General features: G+C 43.4%; 13 protein-coding genes and 1 pseudogene. 4 read left to right on the top strand and 10 right to left on the bottom strand.

The features are described from left to right. Positions 1 to 113 precede the first annotated feature (113 nt). Positions 114 to 1,303 (top strand): annotated as a pseudogene (locus tag ACDZ28_RS17000) (AI-2E family transporter). Here ACDZ28_RS17000 and ACDZ28_RS16995 read toward each other — a convergent pair. The 8 genes from ACDZ28_RS16995 to ACDZ28_RS16960 all read right to left on the bottom strand — a co-directional run bounded on the left by ACDZ28_RS16995 (position 1,264) and on the right by ACDZ28_RS16960 (position 12,839). Further along, positions 1,264 to 3,072, bottom strand: a complete 1,809-nt coding sequence (locus ACDZ28_RS16995) for a penicillin-binding protein 2 (RefSeq protein ID WP_339289861.1) — start codon at positions 3,070 to 3,072, stop codon at positions 1,264 to 1,266. The pseudogene ACDZ28_RS17000 and the gene ACDZ28_RS16995 overlap by 40 nt on opposite strands. 655 nt (positions 3,073 to 3,727) lie before the next feature. After that, positions 3,728 to 5,800, bottom strand: a complete 2,073-nt coding sequence (locus ACDZ28_RS16990) for a methyl-accepting chemotaxis protein (RefSeq protein ID WP_375105278.1) — start codon at positions 5,798 to 5,800, stop codon at positions 3,728 to 3,730. A gap of 48 nt (positions 5,801 to 5,848) precedes the next feature. Next, on the bottom strand, positions 5,849 to 6,811 hold the full coding sequence (locus ACDZ28_RS16985) for an acetylxylan esterase (protein WP_375105277.1): 963 nt from the start codon (positions 6,809 to 6,811) through the stop codon (positions 5,849 to 5,851). A 603-nt stretch (positions 6,812 to 7,414) separates the two neighbouring features. Then, positions 7,415 to 8,446 carry a glycosylase gene (locus ACDZ28_RS16980; RefSeq protein WP_375105276.1) on the bottom strand — a complete coding sequence of 344 codons (1,032 nt, stop codon included), beginning with the start codon at positions 8,444 to 8,446 and terminating at the stop codon, positions 7,415 to 7,417. Positions 8,447 to 8,522: 76 nt separating this feature from the next. Then, complete coding sequence (locus ACDZ28_RS16975; RefSeq protein WP_042186110.1) at positions 8,523 to 9,356, bottom strand: carbohydrate ABC transporter permease; 834 nt, start codon at positions 9,354 to 9,356, stop codon at positions 8,523 to 8,525. Between the two features lie 3 nt (positions 9,357 to 9,359). Continuing rightward, on the bottom strand, positions 9,360 to 10,241 hold the full coding sequence (locus tag ACDZ28_RS16970) for a carbohydrate ABC transporter permease (protein WP_042186108.1): 882 nt from the start codon (positions 10,239 to 10,241) through the stop codon (positions 9,360 to 9,362). A 128-nt stretch (positions 10,242 to 10,369) separates the two neighbouring features. Continuing rightward, complete coding sequence (locus ACDZ28_RS16965; RefSeq protein WP_042186107.1) at positions 10,370 to 11,740, bottom strand: ABC transporter substrate-binding protein; 1,371 nt, start codon at positions 11,738 to 11,740, stop codon at positions 10,370 to 10,372. A gap of 319 nt (positions 11,741 to 12,059) precedes the next feature. Then, the gene (locus tag ACDZ28_RS16960; protein ID WP_042125498.1) at positions 12,060 to 12,839 is read right to left on the bottom strand and encodes a response regulator; all 780 of its coding nucleotides are present in this window, start codon (positions 12,837 to 12,839) and stop codon (positions 12,060 to 12,062) included. Positions 12,840 to 13,143: 304 nt separating this feature from the next. Between ACDZ28_RS16960 and ACDZ28_RS16955 the strand changes: the two genes are divergently transcribed. From ACDZ28_RS16955 to ACDZ28_RS16945, 3 genes are read left to right on the top strand one after another with little or no spacing between them, the layout of a single operon-like run. Then, positions 13,144 to 14,094 (top strand): 1,4-beta-xylanase, encoded by a 951-nt coding sequence (locus ACDZ28_RS16955; protein WP_375105275.1) that lies wholly within the window; start codon positions 13,144 to 13,146, stop codon positions 14,092 to 14,094. A gap of 22 nt (positions 14,095 to 14,116) precedes the next feature. Continuing rightward, on the top strand, positions 14,117 to 15,331 hold the full coding sequence (locus ACDZ28_RS16950; protein WP_375105274.1) for an AGE family epimerase/isomerase: 1,215 nt from the start codon (positions 14,117 to 14,119) through the stop codon (positions 15,329 to 15,331). Continuing rightward, complete coding sequence (locus ACDZ28_RS16945) at positions 15,331 to 16,500, top strand: glycosidase (protein ID WP_375105273.1); 1,170 nt, start codon at positions 15,331 to 15,333, stop codon at positions 16,498 to 16,500. Before ACDZ28_RS16950 ends, ACDZ28_RS16945 begins: the two co-directional genes overlap by 1 nt. 76 nt (positions 16,501 to 16,576) lie before the next feature. On the opposite strand, the gene ACDZ28_RS16940 is transcribed toward ACDZ28_RS16945, so the two are convergent. Together ACDZ28_RS16940 and ACDZ28_RS16935 are read right to left on the bottom strand one after the other, a co-directional pair. Beyond that, entirely contained in the window at positions 16,577 to 16,936 is a 360-nt protein-coding gene (locus ACDZ28_RS16940) for a DUF4440 domain-containing protein (protein WP_375105272.1), read from the bottom strand. 18 nt (positions 16,937 to 16,954) lie between these two features. After that, a complete protein-coding gene (locus ACDZ28_RS16935) occupies positions 16,955 to 17,521 on the bottom strand; it encodes a GNAT family N-acetyltransferase (RefSeq protein ID WP_375105271.1) in 567 nt (188 codons plus the stop codon). Positions 17,522 to 17,558 lie beyond the last annotated feature (37 nt).

Here is a 17,558-nt window from a genome sequence, read left to right as displayed (position 1 = left end):
TTACCCCCTATTTTAACACATGTATCAAAGAAATAGACGTTTTTTAAGTAAAATCATGTACAATGTATTCAACCTGACCTATCAACAATTTAAAGAGGGAGTTGTTTATATCTATGCTGCCGTTATACAAAAAATATTGGCGCACGTTCTTCGACATTGGATTAATTGTCCTCACGGTCTATCTGGTTATGTTTGCCTTCAGTAAATTGTATCAGTTAGCTGCACCTGTATTCCTATCTTTTTTTGTATTTTTGCTTATTGAACCACTTGCCCGTTTCTTGAACCGACGGGGGCTAGCCAAACCATTCGCTTCGGCAATCTCAGTGCTTCTGTTTCTAATCGTTCTTCTAGGTACGTTATTTGGTGCTGGGCTATTGGTCACGATCCAAGCGCTTCACTTTCAAGATAATCTTCCTAAGTATACATATGTGGTACAACAACATTTCGCGGAATTCACAACCTACCTTCAGCAAAAAATCGATAGCCTGCCGCCTGATATTACCGACAAAGTGAATGGATACTTTAAAGATGCACGAATGTCCTTACTGGATGGCTTGTTGCTTTTCTAAAATACATGGTCGGTGTTCTTGGATCCTTTTCCTCTTTCATGGCCAATTTTGGGATTGCCATTATTTTAGCATTTTTTCTTAGTATGGAAATTAAAGACTGGCGCAAAATCGCCCATGACAAAATGCCAAAAACATTTAAAACCGCTTATGCCTTTTTGCAGGGTAATGTATTTAAAGCCATCGGCTCTTATTTAAAAGCTCAGCTTATTCTGATCAGCATTACCTTTGTTATCGTACTGGTTGGCTTATTCATACTAAGAACCGGTAACGAAATCACTATGGCGCTTATCTGTGCTGTATTTGATGTCTTGCCGCTCCTAGGTGTAACAACGATTTTAGTCCCTTGGATTATTTATCTGTTCATTGTTGGCAATACCTCTTTAGCAATCGGTCTAATCATACTCCTCGCAATTGTACTGATTGTAAGACAACTGCTTGAGCCTAAGATTACCGGGAATTCGATTGGCGTTTCGTCAGCTTTTCTAATGCTGTCCTTCGTCATTCTGTCCACATCTGCTTTCGGTATGGCCGGTCTGATCCTGTCGCCAATTCTGCTTATTCTAATCAAAGAGCTTATCCAACAAGGATATCTTCAGAGCTGGATCTATTTGCCTCAAGAGGAGTTTATCGTTTCGCCCTTTGCCGCAAACGGCCCTTCATCTAAGGGCAAGGCTACTCCTGCTCCTCCGGAGACTCAAGCTTCTGACGAATCCGATAACAAATCAAATATCTGACCGAACAGCTTAATGGCAAGATGCGGACTGTCCGGAGCGACATTCTCTACAGCAACTGATACAGCATATCTTGGGTGATCCACTGGACCGTAGCCGATAAACCATTGATTGTTGCGTGCTATACCCTTAACTTGGGTCTGTGCCGTCCCTGATTTACCTGCAACGGGCCAGTGTGTGCTTTGTAGACGGGTTCCGGTGCCTTCCGTCACTACTTTGCGCATCATGGACAGTAACTGGCGGGCTGTAGCCTTAGAGATCCTACCTGCGGAGGATGGGGACAGATGACCCGGAAGCTCCTCCAGCTTCTGTCCATTTGCAAATGTGACTCGCTGCAGGATTCTTGGCGCTCTTACTTCCCCACCATGCAGTAGCGTTACGATTAGATTTGCTGCTTGTAAAGGTGTGACTTGCACATCTCGCTGTCCAATTGCAGTCTGTACCCTGGCTCCCTTGTCATCTGGAAGTAAGGTAGTGAAGATGGTCCCCTTTTGCTCGCCGGCTAGTGGTTTTAGAAGTGGGAACCCAAGCGTCTTTTCGGCTTGCCAGCTAATATCTCTTCCAAGTCCTAGCGCAAATGCTGTTGATTGAAGCTGAACACCGCTCAATCGCTCTGCCAGAGCAGCAAATACAGTATTACAGGACACGGCAAATCCTTGCGCCAGCGTAAGGGGGCCGTGTCCCTTTCCTGTCAGGCAAGACAATCCATATTTCTCATATTGCCCTGAACAATAAAAAAGCTCGTCAGCGGAGGTTACACCCGCTTCTAACGCTGCGGCGGCTGTAACGATTTTGAAGATCGATCCAGGAACGGCGGCCTGGAGCGCCCGGTTATTCCACTCCCCCCCTTGAGGAGATATCTTCTCTGGGTTATAGAAGGGTAAAGATACCATGGCTTCAATATCTCCCGTGCCGGTGTCTAACACCACTATGGCTCCTTCCTTCATTCCGGATTTAAGCGCTAGCGCCTCAATCCCCTCCTGAAGCTTCTTATCAATCGTTGTATATAAAGACAAAGGGAAATAAGGATTGCCCGGTGCTTTAACTTGGATGGGGCTGCCTGGAAGGCGATTCCCACGCGCATCCACTTGAACATATGCTTCCGTGTGTCCTACCCCTTGAAGCAAAGGCTCTAATGTCTTCTCTAAACCGTCCGTTCCCGTCATAGGAACTCTAAGACCCGTAGGAGAGGCTTTAGCTCCAGCATGCATGGTGGCTTCCGATAAATAGCCTAGCCATTGCCGACCTGAAGAATTCCCATCATATCTGCGTGCGAAAGGAAGCACGCCTACTCCGTCAATCCCCAGTGCACTCACTTCTTCTGCCTGTGCCTGGGACAACGCGAGGGGTTCTTTTCCCACTGAAGATGGCCAAAGTAAAGGTTCTTTAAGCGAAGAACGCTTATTCAGCAGTTGTTCATAGCTGACACCCAGAATCTCCGCCATTCGGTGCATGGGTTTCGCTTCTTCGTAAACAACCTTCGTCACAGGTTTCTTAGCCATCTCCTCCTGTGGAAAAAACGCCGCCGTCCAAATAGTTTCCCCGGCAAGGGGTTCATTCTTGCGGTCATACAGACGTCCCCGACCACTGTCCAGTACCGTCTCCCGTTCACTTTGAATTTCCGCCATCTTCGCAAGTGTATATTTTGTTCCAGGAACCGTCTGTTCCTTCATAATTAGTTGAACCCACGCCAGCCTAAGGATCAACACGGCTACAGCCGCAGATAAAATAAGAAGACCGCTGAATACACGCCGGTGTTTGTTATTACGCAATGTCTTCCCTCCTGATCAGACTCCACACTATTATGTCCCACCTACATCCATTAGAATCGCCATAAATTTGCCTTCACAACATCAGTAGCAAAAATTTTTTTCCAAACAAAAACGCCTACGTCGTCCTTGTAGGGACGGTAAGCGTTTGTCCTTCTGTTTCATTTATCACCTCACCAGTAAAGCGTTCGGACTCTCGAGTCCGCAACTCACCCCATAAGCAGCAAAATGCACAAATAGCTGCATCTGAGTCCGTTACACATAAGCAATTGATGTGTAATGTTTATTTTCTGGTAGAGTCGTTGTATTTTGTGCAGCAGAATTTTAAAAATCGTGCTGAATTGTAATTCGTTTGTATTTTGTACAACCAATAAATGAAAAATGCCCTTTAATAGCATATTTCCAGTAGTTTGATTGCACAGAGTGCAGTAGATGTTATTTTATGAGCGGAAATGGCGTTTTCTATTGTACTATCTGCAATGTAACGTAATGTTTGCCTTCAGATCAGTAGGTTCGTAGGGTCGTTTCTCGGGCTTATCTAGACTATCTTCAGATGCATCTGGATTATTTTATACTGGCTTCATGCCGCTCAAAACAAAGAACCGCTTCTCCTAAAGGAATAAGCGGTTCTTTAATTTAGTATTCTGTTAAGACTACTCTACACGCTGAACTTCGATAATTTCTCCTTTAACTGCAAGGATGCATCCTCCAGCTTCAAAGAAAGCTCTACCAAATGATCACTTACACTTTGTTGCTCTCCACTGAGTGAGGCAACCTCTTGAGATGCAGCTGATGATTCCTCAGCTATTGAGCTTACGTTGCTCATCGAATCGGATAGAACCTTTTGCGATTGGCTCAGGCTGTCCATCGACACAGTTACAGCATTCAGACGTGCGATAAAATGCTGCATCTGATCCTGTACAGATACGAAGATATCGCTAGTGCTCTGCACGGAGGTCATTTGCTGATTAAAAAGCGGTGCAACTTCTGATAGAACCACAACTGTCTCGTTCATATCTCTCATTACGGTATCTGTTATTTCTGCCACAACAGCAATAGACTCTTTCGATTGATCAGCAAGCTGGCGTATTTCATCAGCTACCACCATGAATCCGCGTCCAGCCTCGCCTGCTCTTGCTGCTTCAATGGTGGCATTCAGAGACAAGACATTCGTCTGCTGAGTAATATTTTGCATCACATTAAGAACCTTCATAACGGAAGATGCCGTTTCTGTCAGCTCGTTAACCTTCATCACAAGCTGATTCGTCTTCAGGCCCGTCCTATTCGTCTCATTAAGTAATTCTTTCAATCTGTTGAAACCTTCCTCACTGAGTTCGCCGATGCTGTGTGCAGTATGATCCATCTCGTGAGTAGCTGAATTGACTAAATCCATCTGTACCGAAATTTGCCCCGTCAACTCATTGCCACGATCAGCTTCCAAGGCTAGACTTCCAGCACCACCCGCAATTTCTTCCGTGGCCGCGGCAATATCCATGGCTGCATCAGCTGTCTTACGTGATACACCGCTAAGCTCATCGGCGGTTTCCAGTACCTTCTGAGCTATTTCATTCGTATGAATAACCAGCTCTGTTATCCGTTCCATCATCATGTTAAAAGAGCTGGATAACTGACCGATTTCATCACGTGAGGTGATATTCGTACGCACTCCTAGATTCCCTTCGGCTCCCTCAGACATCAGATTCTTAAGTCTGGTCAACGGACGAGATACCATTCTTACCATCCAGTACCCAATCAGAATCGCGATAACTGCCGCTACAGCTACGATAAGATAGGTAGTCTTGAGAATACGCAGCGCGTCTTTCGTCAAGTTCTCAGCGGGTACAACACCAAGTAATCGCCATCCCGAGGTTTCTAGTGTTCCATAGACAGCTAATATGGATTTCCCCTTCTCATCCTTTGTTGGCAATGACCCTGCTGTATTCTGCAGCCCCCCCAGAAGCGTTCCTCCCAGATTCAAATATGTATCCGTCCCCACTTGCTGAGAAGAGGCAATCAATTCATCCTTATTCGTCAGCAATTGCATGTAGGAGCCTGCTCCAAGATCTACTTTACGAAGCTGATTTTCTAATTCGCTAATTCTGATATCACTAATGACTATGTATCCCGAGCTTTTAGAATCACCGGCAATCGATTTAGCCAAATGGAAAACACCTGACGTATTTCCTTCCTGGCCCTGTAACTCACGTGGAATCCATACACTCTGCGGCTTCTCCACTAGCTGCTTAAACCATGAGGATTCTTTGAAACTCTCAATAAAAGCATTATCTTTTGTACCCGCCGAAGAAATTGGAAAACCTTCATTCATCGGAATAAGGTATACGGCTTCCACACCGTTTGAAGCAGTGAGCCAATCATTTAGCTCCGCACTAACCTGATTAGACAGTACCTTACGTTCCTCATTACTTGTAGTGGGATTATTCCCTTGTTTGAGTGCATTTTGAATTTCATTGTTGTACAAGATTCTTCCTAGACCATCCTCATAACGTAACAATTCCACATCAAACTTCTCAGCGGTTTGAACGACTGTCTGTTGATTGGCTGACAGCGCATTAGTCTCGATCGTATGCTCTGCTACGGAATAGGAAGTGTAGCCAAGCGAGAGCACGAGCACCATCGTCGAAACAAAGAAGATGAGAAAAAGCCGCACCCCAATGGATTTGGATGGATGCAGCTGGAACCGTCTTTTTTCTTTTTTCACTTGTACTTTCATCTAATCATTCACCACCGTTGTCGTCTGTTATGCCTACTGGCTTATCGTTTACAAGGTCATGAACATTTGTAACACCCGATCGGAAAGATATGGCAAATACTCATGTCCGTACTCATAATAAACCATAAGCTCTTTGGGCGCTAGTACTTTGTTGTATGTGGCAAACTGCGTTGAAGGTGGACAAATCACATCGGATAACCCTGTAACCCACAACATTTTGGCTTGAATTCGCTCCGCGAGATTCTGAATATCGATGTAAGCCAGTCTATTAAAAATCTCGTCTTCACGTAAATGATGGGGGTCAAAAAAGCGGAAATAATAGTTAATTTCCTCATAAGCTGAAGTAGTAATATCAAGCTCCCAAGCCCGTCTATAATCTGAAAGAAACGGATACACAGGAACGGCCATGCTCACACGCGGCTCTAATGCTGCACAAGCTACAGTAAGCGCTCCGCCTTGAGATAAACCAAAAGCACCTACTCGTGCTGGATCAACTTCTTCCATAGACATCAATATTCGAGCAGTCTGCGCTGTATCCAGAAACACATTACGATAGTAAAGGTTGTGCGGATTAGGATCGTCAATGCCGCGAATAATATGTCCACGAATGGTTGTGCCTTTTACAGTTAGATTATCCTCGGAAAGTCCGCCCTGTCCCCGGCAATCCATCGCAAGGACACTAATCCCATGGGCCGCATAAGTCACCTTCTCCATCCAATCGCCACTGTCACAGGAATATCCGTGGAACATCACTACACCGGAACCTTTGTCTGACCCTCTTTTCTTCGGTCTTACATATTTACAATGAATTCTTGCTCCGCCAACGCCGGTAAAATAGAGATGAAAACATTCTGCCAGCTCGCTGACAAACTCCGCAGGCTCTAGTTCATACTCTAGTGACTGAGCGTCCAGATCACGCAAAGCCCCCTCCCAAAATGAATCGAAATCATCCGGCTTTGGGCTGCTTCCGTTATAATTTTTCAATTGTGACAATGTCATGTCGCTTCCCATATTAAGATCCTCCTTTAGGTTTTCCCTCTTAAAAATAATGGAAACGGAAAACCCTCTGAATCGGATTTTCCGTTAGCTTTTACTAATAACAAGAGCTCGATAGTTGCACTTTCTGCAACTATTTACAGCAAAATATATGTGTTGTTCATTTAACTGCACTCTATACAACTAAATTTGCTCAAAGCAGGGATTACGAGGCAAATCGCCTGAGATAAGTGTACAATGTGCAGCTATTTACACTAAACATCACCAAACAGGTTAGTTTAAGTGCACTTTGTGCAATAGAATCACTCCATATGAGCGTCAATCGGTGTTCTATTGCACTCTGTGCAATCAGCTAGAGCGAAAACGAGCATAAAATTTATTTTTGCGGAAAACCATTGCAGAGAGTGCAATAGATTCTATTTTTCAGACAAAATCGAGAGTTTCTATTGCAGAGAATGCAATGAAAAGCCCAAATCAATGAACATAGAGCGTGTAACGTGCAGAACCCAGCATCAAAACACAGCGCACAAATCACTTCTTTCGAACGCTACACAGCGCCAAGCATCTACCCAATTTCACTCTAACAAAAAGTTGTTCCCCAAAAGATTGCTCACCCTATTAGATTTTGCCTAAACCCGCATCGTCTCCAACCTCTTCATGGGTGTCGATCACATAGTTGACGATTTCATCAACCGTTGTATAAGCAACGCCTACATAAGTATCAGCAGCGCCATAATAGATAGCGATATGACCGGTTTCTGCATCATGCAGAGTAGCACATGGGAAAAGAACGTTATTTACAAAACCTCTTTCCTCGTACCATTCTTCCGGTGTTAATACGAAGTTCTTTGAGCGATATTTCACCTTCGAAGGCTCATTAATATCCAAAATAACCGCGCCCATGCTATATACAAGACCGTTGCAGGTTCCAGTAACGCCATGGTAGAACATCAACCAGCCCTCAGTAGTTTCAATCGGTGCAGGTCCGCCGCCAATTTTGACACTTTGCCACCAGCCTTGACCACCTTTACTCATCACATGGCGGTGTTTACCCCAATATACAAAGTCAGGACTTTCACTAAGGAATACATCACCGAATGGTGTATGTCCGCTGTCACTTGGACGGGACAACATCACGAAGTTATTGTTGATTTTTCTAGGGAACAATACACCGTTCCGGTTGAAGGGCAGGAATGGATTTTCCAAGCTGATAAATGTTTTGAAATCTTGTGTTTTAGCAACACCGATAGCTGCGCCGTAAAAATCAGTACACCAGATAATATAAAATGTATCTTCGACCTTAACCAGACGTGGATCGTAAGCATAACGCGGCTGATAAGGTTTACCTTCTTCATCTATAAAATGGATCGGCTCATCATCAATCTTCCAATCCAGACCGTCAACACTATGTCCCATACGCAGATGTGGGCGAGTTGTGTTATCTTCTACACGAAATACTCCGATAAAGCTACCTTCATACGCAGCAACCGCACTATTAAAAATACGCGCCACACCTTTTGCAGGATTTCTCTTGATAACCGGGTTATCATTATGTCTCCAAATCGGGTTCTCGTAGCCAGCAGGCTTATCCTGCCAAGGCATGTTCGGGATGTTCACTACACTTGCTCCAACCAATTTCACTTCACTCATTAGTATTCCCTCCAAATGTATGCAACTTTTCAGTATGCTATTTTATCTAGTATTGCTATGAAATCTACTACTAAGCTTACTTCACGGAACCTTGTGAAAATCCATTGTAGATATACTTTTGCAACGCGGTAAACACAACCAATGTCGGAATAATCGCGATCATAATCGCCGCACATATTACTTCCCACTGCGATCCGTATGGACCCTTAAACTTAAAAAGTGCTGTGGAGATCGTTTGGAGATCTGTTTTCGGCATATATAGGAAAGGCGTGTAAAAATCGTTATAAATATTTACGCCCTTCACAATAATTACTGTTACAATCGCCGGCTTCAGCAGTGGCAAAATAATTCTCCAATAAATCGTCCAATACGAAGCCCCGTCCAGCATCGCGGATTCATCCAGTGACTCGGAAATCGAATCCAAGAACTGCATGAAAATATATACAGCAATAATATCCGTACCGAGGTACATCACGATGGGTGCCCATCTGGTATTAAACAAGCCCAAGTGATTGATGATTTGGAAGGTTGCCACTTGCGTTGTAACACCCGGAATCAGGGTAGCAATCAGAAACATACTGATGAGAACTTTACTGCCTTTAAATTTAAACCGGGATAAAATATAAGCCATCATCGAACCCGTCAGCGTTGCACCCAGGATAGAGATCACAACGATAATGACAGTGTTTTTAAATCCTAGAAGCATTTTGCCATCAACAAAAGCCTTAGTGTAGTTGGAGAAATTCAGCCAATTCTCTGGCAGCGTTAACGGTCCGGTTGAAGCATATTCTGGCCCTGTCTTTAATGAAGCGAAAAATACGACCACGATAGGTATCAATGCTGCAAGTGCTCCCAAAATCAAGGTGAGATATTTGAATATACTAGCAGTGGTATATTTTACAGAATGCATAGTTTATTTCTCCTCCTTGATCAGAACGCGCTGCAAAATAGTAACTACTATAACGATACCCAGCAAAACTACGGCCATCGCTGACGCTAATCCAACTTTGCTATATTTGAACGCTACATCGACTGTCTGAATAACAAATGTGCTACTTCCGTTAGATCCGCCTGTCATGACGTATGGAATTTCAAACACACCAATGGCGCCACTGACCGCAAGAATCAGGTTCAATTGCAGAATACGTTTAATACTTGGCAAAATAATATGCATAAACTGATGCCATCTGTTTGCACCATCAATCTCAGCAGCTTCATAAATATCCGAACCGATCGAGGAAATAGCCCCAAGGAAGATCAGGAAGTTCATCCCCATGTATCTCCACAGTGACGCACCTGCGAGCGAGAAGTTAATCAAATTCGGATTGAGCAGCCACTTCTGCTGTAAACCGCTGAGTCCGAGCAAGTTAAGAATCGTATCTAGCGTTCCATCTGGTTTGAAAAAGAACAGAAAGATAAAGCCGATCGCTACACCGTTTAGCAAGGTTGGGAAGAACAAAATCCCTTTGAATAAATTTTTCATGCGAACACTAAAGCTCAGAATGGTTGCAAAATACAAAGCAAGTGCCATCTGAATAAAGGTAGTGAAGAAATAATACAAGCTGACCTTAAATACGGAAAAATACTCCGGTTTCGTAAAAATGGTTTTGTAGTTTTCTAACCCAACGTACTCCATATTTTTACTTAGGCCATTCCAGCTGGTGAAGCTGTACCGAAACATACTGATTACTGGATAATACGCAAACGTGAGTAGTAATACGATCGGCACTAATGAGAACAAGCATATGATGGCAATCCGTTGATTTTTGTAACTCAAATTCGAAAACTTGAACACCCGATACACCTCCAGAAAAGCATCCTCATTTATTTATGACTCGTTTAAATGTGAAGGGGGAAATGCCCGTTAGCATATCCCCTCCCACATCCACTACCGCCTATAGCATTTAAGAAAGCTTATAGTTGTTACTGTGCTGTGACTTTAGCGCGAGCGGCTTTCCACTTGTCGTTGAGGTCCTTCATGATGTCATCATAAGATTCTTTTCTGTTGCCAATTGCGGCTTCAATAATCCGTTTCTTGAAGTCTGGTTGCCAAGCACCGATTTCGGCTTGTTTGTCGATTTCATCAGACCAGCCTTCTTCACCGGCTTTAGCAGCTGCAAGTGTATCAAAGGTTACTTCAGTACCTTCATATTGTTTCAGAATTTCTGGAAGCTCTGCACCGATAGCCGGGCTCATACCGCCACCTTCAGTCGTTGGGTAGCCAGATTCGTTAATGAACCAATCCACCCAAGCTCTAGCAGCTTCTTTGTTTTTACTATGAACGCTGACACCCAGATTGTAGTCACCAGCAAGTGGTACAAGGATTTTATCTGCATTCGTAGGGAATGGCATAAAGCCAACATCATCTGGATTCGTTGCTAAACCTTTGATTTGACCGATTGCCCAAGATCCAAGAACCATCGTGCCGATTTTTCCGTTAGCCAGATCCGCTTTGGAAGATTCCCAGTCTGTAGTCGTCGGATCTTCTTCAATCAAACCTTTTTGTGCTGCATCGTACAGGATTTTGTACAGCTCATAGTGAGGTTGACCTGGAACATAGTTATCGTCGCTAGCCACTTGACCAATGTTCACATAATCACGGTTACCAGCTACTGTAGCCAGATCCGCTTCCCATTGGGTCAATGTCCAGCCAGCTGCGTAGTTTGTGTACAGAGGCACAGCTTTCGTTTTATCTTTAACAGATTGCAGAGCAGTTAAGAATTGTTCAGGCGTTCTTGGAACCTCTGTAATCCCGGCATCTTTAAAGACTTGTTTGTTGTAAATAATACCGTTAAAGTTGATGGTCATTGGAATTCCGTAAGCCATTCCATCTACTGCTCGTTCTTCCACACCTGTATATTGTTTTTGCATATCTTCGAGTGTACCCAGTGGTTCGAAGAAATCGGGAATATCTTTAATAGCTATGCTTGTAGGTAACAACAGAACGTCGCCATAGTCACTAGTGCTCATGCGAATTTTAATTTGATCTTCGTAAGTAGCAAGCGCTTCAAAGTTTACTTTTACATCAGGATATTTCTCATTGAACTTAGCCGCATACTCTTTGAATACGGTATCAACAATATCCGTTCTTTGCGTAATAACCGTGATATCCCCTTTAATATCCTTGGCTGCTGCATCATCAGCCGGAGCTGCCGTCGCCTCTGTTGAGGATCCATTGCTTCCTGTGTTTTTAGCGCCTTCATTATTGGTGTTGTTGTTTGAGGAACAACCGCTAAACAATCCTGCCATAAGTGTCAGTGCCATCAAGCCCATCATTGTTTTGCCTTTTTTCATGCTTTTACGACCCCTCTCTTCGTTTCAAATCTAATTTTTAGTAGATAACAAAATAATAACTTTTATCATCACGAATAGTTGAAATGAGTATTTATCAATTCCACGATTATTGAATTACTCATGAAAACAAGTGATGATATCGCTTACAAGATCATTATAAATCTATTTTTAACGCAAAACGATGGTTTGAATTGCTTTTTCTGGTCTTGTATTTGTTATTTTTGTTTTTGTTATTTATATTCTGTTATATAATTTATCGAAAATAACCACAAAAAAAGAGAGCTTATCGCCCTCTTAAATAATAGCTTCCTATATAAGTCTAAAACTCTCGTTCCATTTTCGATATTTTACAACCGCTTTTATAATCCTTTGGTGTCATACCACACATTTTCTTGAACAATTTATTAAAATAAACAGGATCACTATAACCTACTTTATCGGCAATTTCATAATTTTTCAGGTCAGGATGCTCCATCAGCAATTCTTTCGCCTTAGTAATACGAATCCGAATTAGATAATCGGTTATAGTTAGGCCCGTCTTTATTTTGAACAAACGGCTGAGGTAGCTCGCATTCATACCGACGGTCTCCGCCAAGCGCTCGAGTTCGAAGTTCTGATCATACTCCCTCTCCAGTATGCTCTTAGTCTGTTCAACTACGTAATGCTCTCCACCATCTGCCGCTTGAGAGAACATCTCCTCCTGGTCTTTGACGTTCTTTTTCTTCGCACCCTCTACTCTCTTGAGCAGTTCATATAGCTGAGTCTTATCAATCGGTTTTAATAAATAATCCATCACCCCATGACGGATTGCTCGGCGGGCATATTCAAATTCACTAAACCCGCTAAGAACGGCAATAGGCATATCCTCCATCTGTCCTCTAACCTGTTCAATTAGCTTAAAACCATCCATTCTAGGCATTTTTATATCTGTAATAAGCAGATCCATATCCTCTCGGGATAACTTTTCAATATGCTCCCAAGCTTCCAACCCGTTTCCGTAGGATCCAATTACATGTACGTCTAATTCCATCCTGGATGTGATTTTTTCAAGCCCTCTGCGAATGACTTCCTCGTCGTCCGCAATCATAATATTTATCATTTGAGTACTTCCCTCCAGTTGTATCGGCCAGTTATTATGATTGCGCTATCATCACGAATAGTATTCTCCCCATGTATTACGTCAATGTAGGATTGCGCTCATTTATAGTCTTGTCTTTACTATAACGAAAGTTATTCAAATTTCCCAGCCGCAACAATAAATTGTCCTTGAAATCATCTTCAAAAAAGTATATAACTAAATTAAGTTGTTATTATAAACTAACAAATTAATAATAACTATATAACAAAATTAAGATTTGCTAATTTTTCTCTTTTCTATTTTCAATGTAAGGTGGGGATTCTCAATGCGATTTAACAACGAATACATTGCAGGTGTAACCTGGGGTTTCTCGGGTACTCGTGGTTCATGGAAAACAGAAGAAGCGGAACGTTCGATGGAACTCATGTCTTCAGTTACTGGAGCGAACTGGACAGCTATTGCACTTAGTGCGCTTCAAGCTACCGCTCATTCAACGGAAATTCCCTATTGGGAAACTCCAACCGTTAGTGATGAAGAAGTGAAATCGGCCATCAGTAAAGCGAAATCATTACAGTTAAAGGTATGCCTGAAGCCGATTGTTAATTGTGCTGACGGAACTTGGCGTGCTCACATTAACTTTTTCGATAAGGATGTTCCTTGCGAGCCTAAATGGTCTGAGTGGTTCAGCTCATATACCAAATTCATTCTGCACTATGCCTCCATCGCTGAGGAAACAGGCTGTGAGATGTTATGTATCGGCTGTGAGCTTGTACAAACGGATAGGCGGGAAACTGAATGGCGCACACTTATTGCTGAGGTTCGGAAGGTTTACTCAGGAATTCTTACTTACAATTGCGACAAGTATCAGGAGGACAACGTAACCTGGTGGGATGCGCTCGATGTGATTTCTTCAAGTGGGTATTATCCAGCTAACGATTGGGAAGCTCAGCTCGACCGGATTGAGAATGTAGTGCGATCACAGAATAAGCCTTTCTTTTTCATGGAAGCCGGTTGCCCAAGCCGGAGCGGAAGCGCCGCTATTCCTAATGATTGGACCTTAAAGGGTGAACCGAGCCAAGAGGAACAAAGCAAGTTCTATCGGGCAATGTTTCAAGGCTGTGAGCGCAGAGATTGGGTTCAGGGCTTTATGCTCTGGGACTGGCCTACTCATCTTTACCCCATTCATGATGCTGCTCAGAATGATGATTATTGTATGTATGGCAAGCAAGCCGCAGGGATTATCAACGAATATTTCACCTCAAAAATCAATAAGTAATGTGAGGAGTGACTAATAACCAATGATTTATTCACCAGAATTATGGATTACTCAGCTTGAAGATGAGCTGCAGGGGAATATCCTCAGTTTTTGGATGAAACAAACGAAGGACAAAATCAATGGGGGATTTGTTGGCGAGATTGACAATCAGCTGAACACTAGTCCTGACGCGGAGAAAAGCCTTGTGCTTAATGCCCGTATTCTATGGTCCTTTGCGAGCGCTTACCGGATTTACGGCAAGACAGAATATCTGGCTATGGCAGAACGTGCCTATGCCTATCTGATGGATCACTTCATCGATAAAGAGTATGGCGGATTATACTGGATGGTCGACGCTGAAGGCAAACCTGCTCAGGAGAAAAAACAGATCTACGGCCAAGCTTTTGCTATCTACGCATTGGCTGAGTTCTATCATGCGACCGAACGATCTGAGGTATTGGATGAAGCGATTCGTTTGTTCCAGCTTGTAGAGAAATACGGCTATGATTCTATATATAAAGGTTATGTTGAAGCTTTATCCCGGGAATGGCAAATCACGGATAACCTAAGTCTTAGCAGTAAGGATATGAATGAGAAAAAATCTATGAATACGCATCTGCATGTGTTAGAGGCTTATACCGGACTTTTTCGAGTATGGAAGTCAAAGGAACTAGAGAGCAAGCTGGCTGAGCTAATCGAAACGATGCTGGATCATATCATTGATAAGGAAGGGAAGCATTTCCATCTTTTCTTAGATGAAGCATGGACTGTGAAATCAGATATTATCTCCTACGGACATGATATCGAAGGTAGCTGGTTACTTGTGGAAGCAGCAGAAACGCTTGGACATGAAGAACTACTGCATCGTGTACATACAGTAGCCATCTCCATGGCAGAAGCCGTTCTTGCGGAAGGCATAGATAACGACGGCGGAATATGGAATGAAGCAGACCCGAACGGATTACTGAGCAAAGAGAAAGATTGGTGGCCGCAAGCCGAGGCGGTTGTAGGATTCTATAATGCTTATCAGCTGACCGGTGACAGTAAATTTAACGAGGCTGCCCAAGCCTCCTGGACTTTTATTGATAAATATATGGTAGATCACCAGTTAGGCGAATGGTACTGGAGTGTAGATGAGAATTACCAGCCTTTAGCTCATGCTCCAAAGGTTAGTGCCTGGAAATGTCCTTATCATAACAGCAGAGCCTGCTTCGAAATGATCGCACGACTGAAATCAACAATAAAGGAGACTGTATAATGTCATTATTTCAAGAACGCAAACAACAATTAACAGATCGTTATGAAACACTGATCACCCGTAAAAATGAAAAGCTTCCTTATGGAAACGGTATTTATGACCGCTATGCTCATCCACTGCTTACCGCTGAGCATGCTCCCCTAATCTGGCGTTACGACCTCAACCCAGACACCAACCCTTTCTTCGCGGAAAGAATCGGTGTAAACGGTGTATTCAACCCTGGTGCGATTGAACTGAACGGCAAGTTCTATCTCGTAGCCCGCGTTGAAGGTAATGATCGCAAATCTTTTTTTGCTGTAGCTGAAAGTGACAATGGGGTGGATGGCTTCCGCTTCTGGGATCACCCAGTTGTGCTGCCTGAGACAGCAGTTCCGGATATCAACGTCTACGACATGCGCCTCGTAAACCATGAAGATGGCTGGATTTACGGTCTCTTTTGTACAGAACGCAAAGATCCAAACGCCCCACACGGCGATCTTTCCAGCGCAGTAGCACAATGTGGTATTGTTCGCACAAAGGATTTGAAGACCTGGGAACGTCTGGCTGATCTTAAGACAGGTTCTGCTCAGCAGCGTAATGTGGTGCTTCACCCTGAATTCGTAGATGGAAAATATGCCTTCTACACTCGCCCACAGGATGGTTTTATTGATGCAGGCTCCGGTGGCGGTATTGGCTGGGGACTCTCGGATACCATTGAGGATGCCGAGATTACGAGCGAGACTATCATGGATGAGCGCCACTACCACACCATCAAGGAAGTAAAGAATGGTCAAGGTCCAGCACCTATCAAAACTCCAAAAGGCTGGCTGCATATTGCTCATGGTGTACGCAATACCGCTGCTGGGCTTAGATACGTGCTCTATGCCTTTTTATCTGATTTAGAGGAGCCAAACAAAGTCACGCATTCACCAGGCGGTCATTTCATCGCACCAGACGGTGAAGAACGTGTCGGCGATGTCTCTAACGTCGTGTTCTGTAATGGTGTGATTGCACGCGATAACGGTCAGATCTACATTTACTACGCTTCCTCCGACACTCGCATCCATGTAGCTACAACTACCGTTGACCAGATGTTAGATTACGTGCTGAACACTCCTGAGGATCCGCTTCGCTCTTATGCTTGTGTACAGCAACGTATCGCTCTCATTGATCGTAATTTAGCACTGTAGGGTTTGGCTTTTAAACTTATACAGAAAAAAAGCGTCCTCAGTTAAAGTTTCTACTGAGAACGCTTTTTTCTTCTTACTAGACACGGGCAGGTGTACCTTGATGGAAATACATCTTCCATTCTCCATTCCTACACTTCCATATTGAACTGCGCAGTGTATGTTGCTTCTTGTCTTCGTTATAGATTCGATAGGTTACTAACGCTATATCCTCAGACAACAGATGTAGCTCAAAATGACTCAGTGTCATTCGAACAATTCCTAGTCCTTCTTCAGGAATACCATCACTTTTATACCACATTCCACCCGAACTACCAATTTCAAAAAAATCGTCGGCGAGCAGCTTTGATATTTCTTCAGGAGAAGAACGAATTTCTGGCTTTAATAATTTTTCTTCTAGCTCGCGTAAATAGACCTCTAGCCTAGCCTCTCTCGTCATTCCCGATCACCTTCGATCTCACTTTGTCTCATACAAAGCCCGGTATTCATCCTCCAGCATAGACATCAAAATCAAGTTATGAAATTCTCCATCAACATAAAGAGCATCCCGCTCCACACCATCGCGTTTGAAACCGAGCTTCTCATAGACATGAATGGCTCTTGGATTAAATGGATACACACCAAGATGGATGCGATGCAGCTTCAAGCTTTCAAAGCCATATTGCAGCATTTGAGTCATAGCCTCAGTACCGTAACCTTTCCCTCTATGTTCATGGCTACGAATCCCAATTCGAATGTTTGCGCTGCGGTTATCCGGATCTATTTCATTCAGCACCACTTCTCCGATAAGCTCATCCGTTTCCTTGACGATAATCATAAGATCCACACGATCCTCAGCTGGAACACTAATTTTTCGAATCCAGTCCGCAGTTTGCTCACGAGAGATTTCTCCTTGCGACCCCGTTAGACGTCCCATCTCCTCATCAAGTAAAAAGTTATAATAAGCCTCCAGATCGGTCTCTTCTACACCACGCAGAATAATATGCTCGCCATCTATCTTTGGCATTGTATTTGCTTCAGTCATAGCATTTCCCCCTAAACTACCTTCACCATTATATATT

This window comes from Paenibacillus sp. RS8, from assembly GCF_041956825.1.
Classification (GTDB): domain Bacteria; phylum Bacillota; class Bacilli; order Paenibacillales; family Paenibacillaceae; genus Paenibacillus_AQ.
Note: the sequence above shows the minus strand (reverse complement) of the source record. Positions and strands in the feature narration are given on the sequence as shown.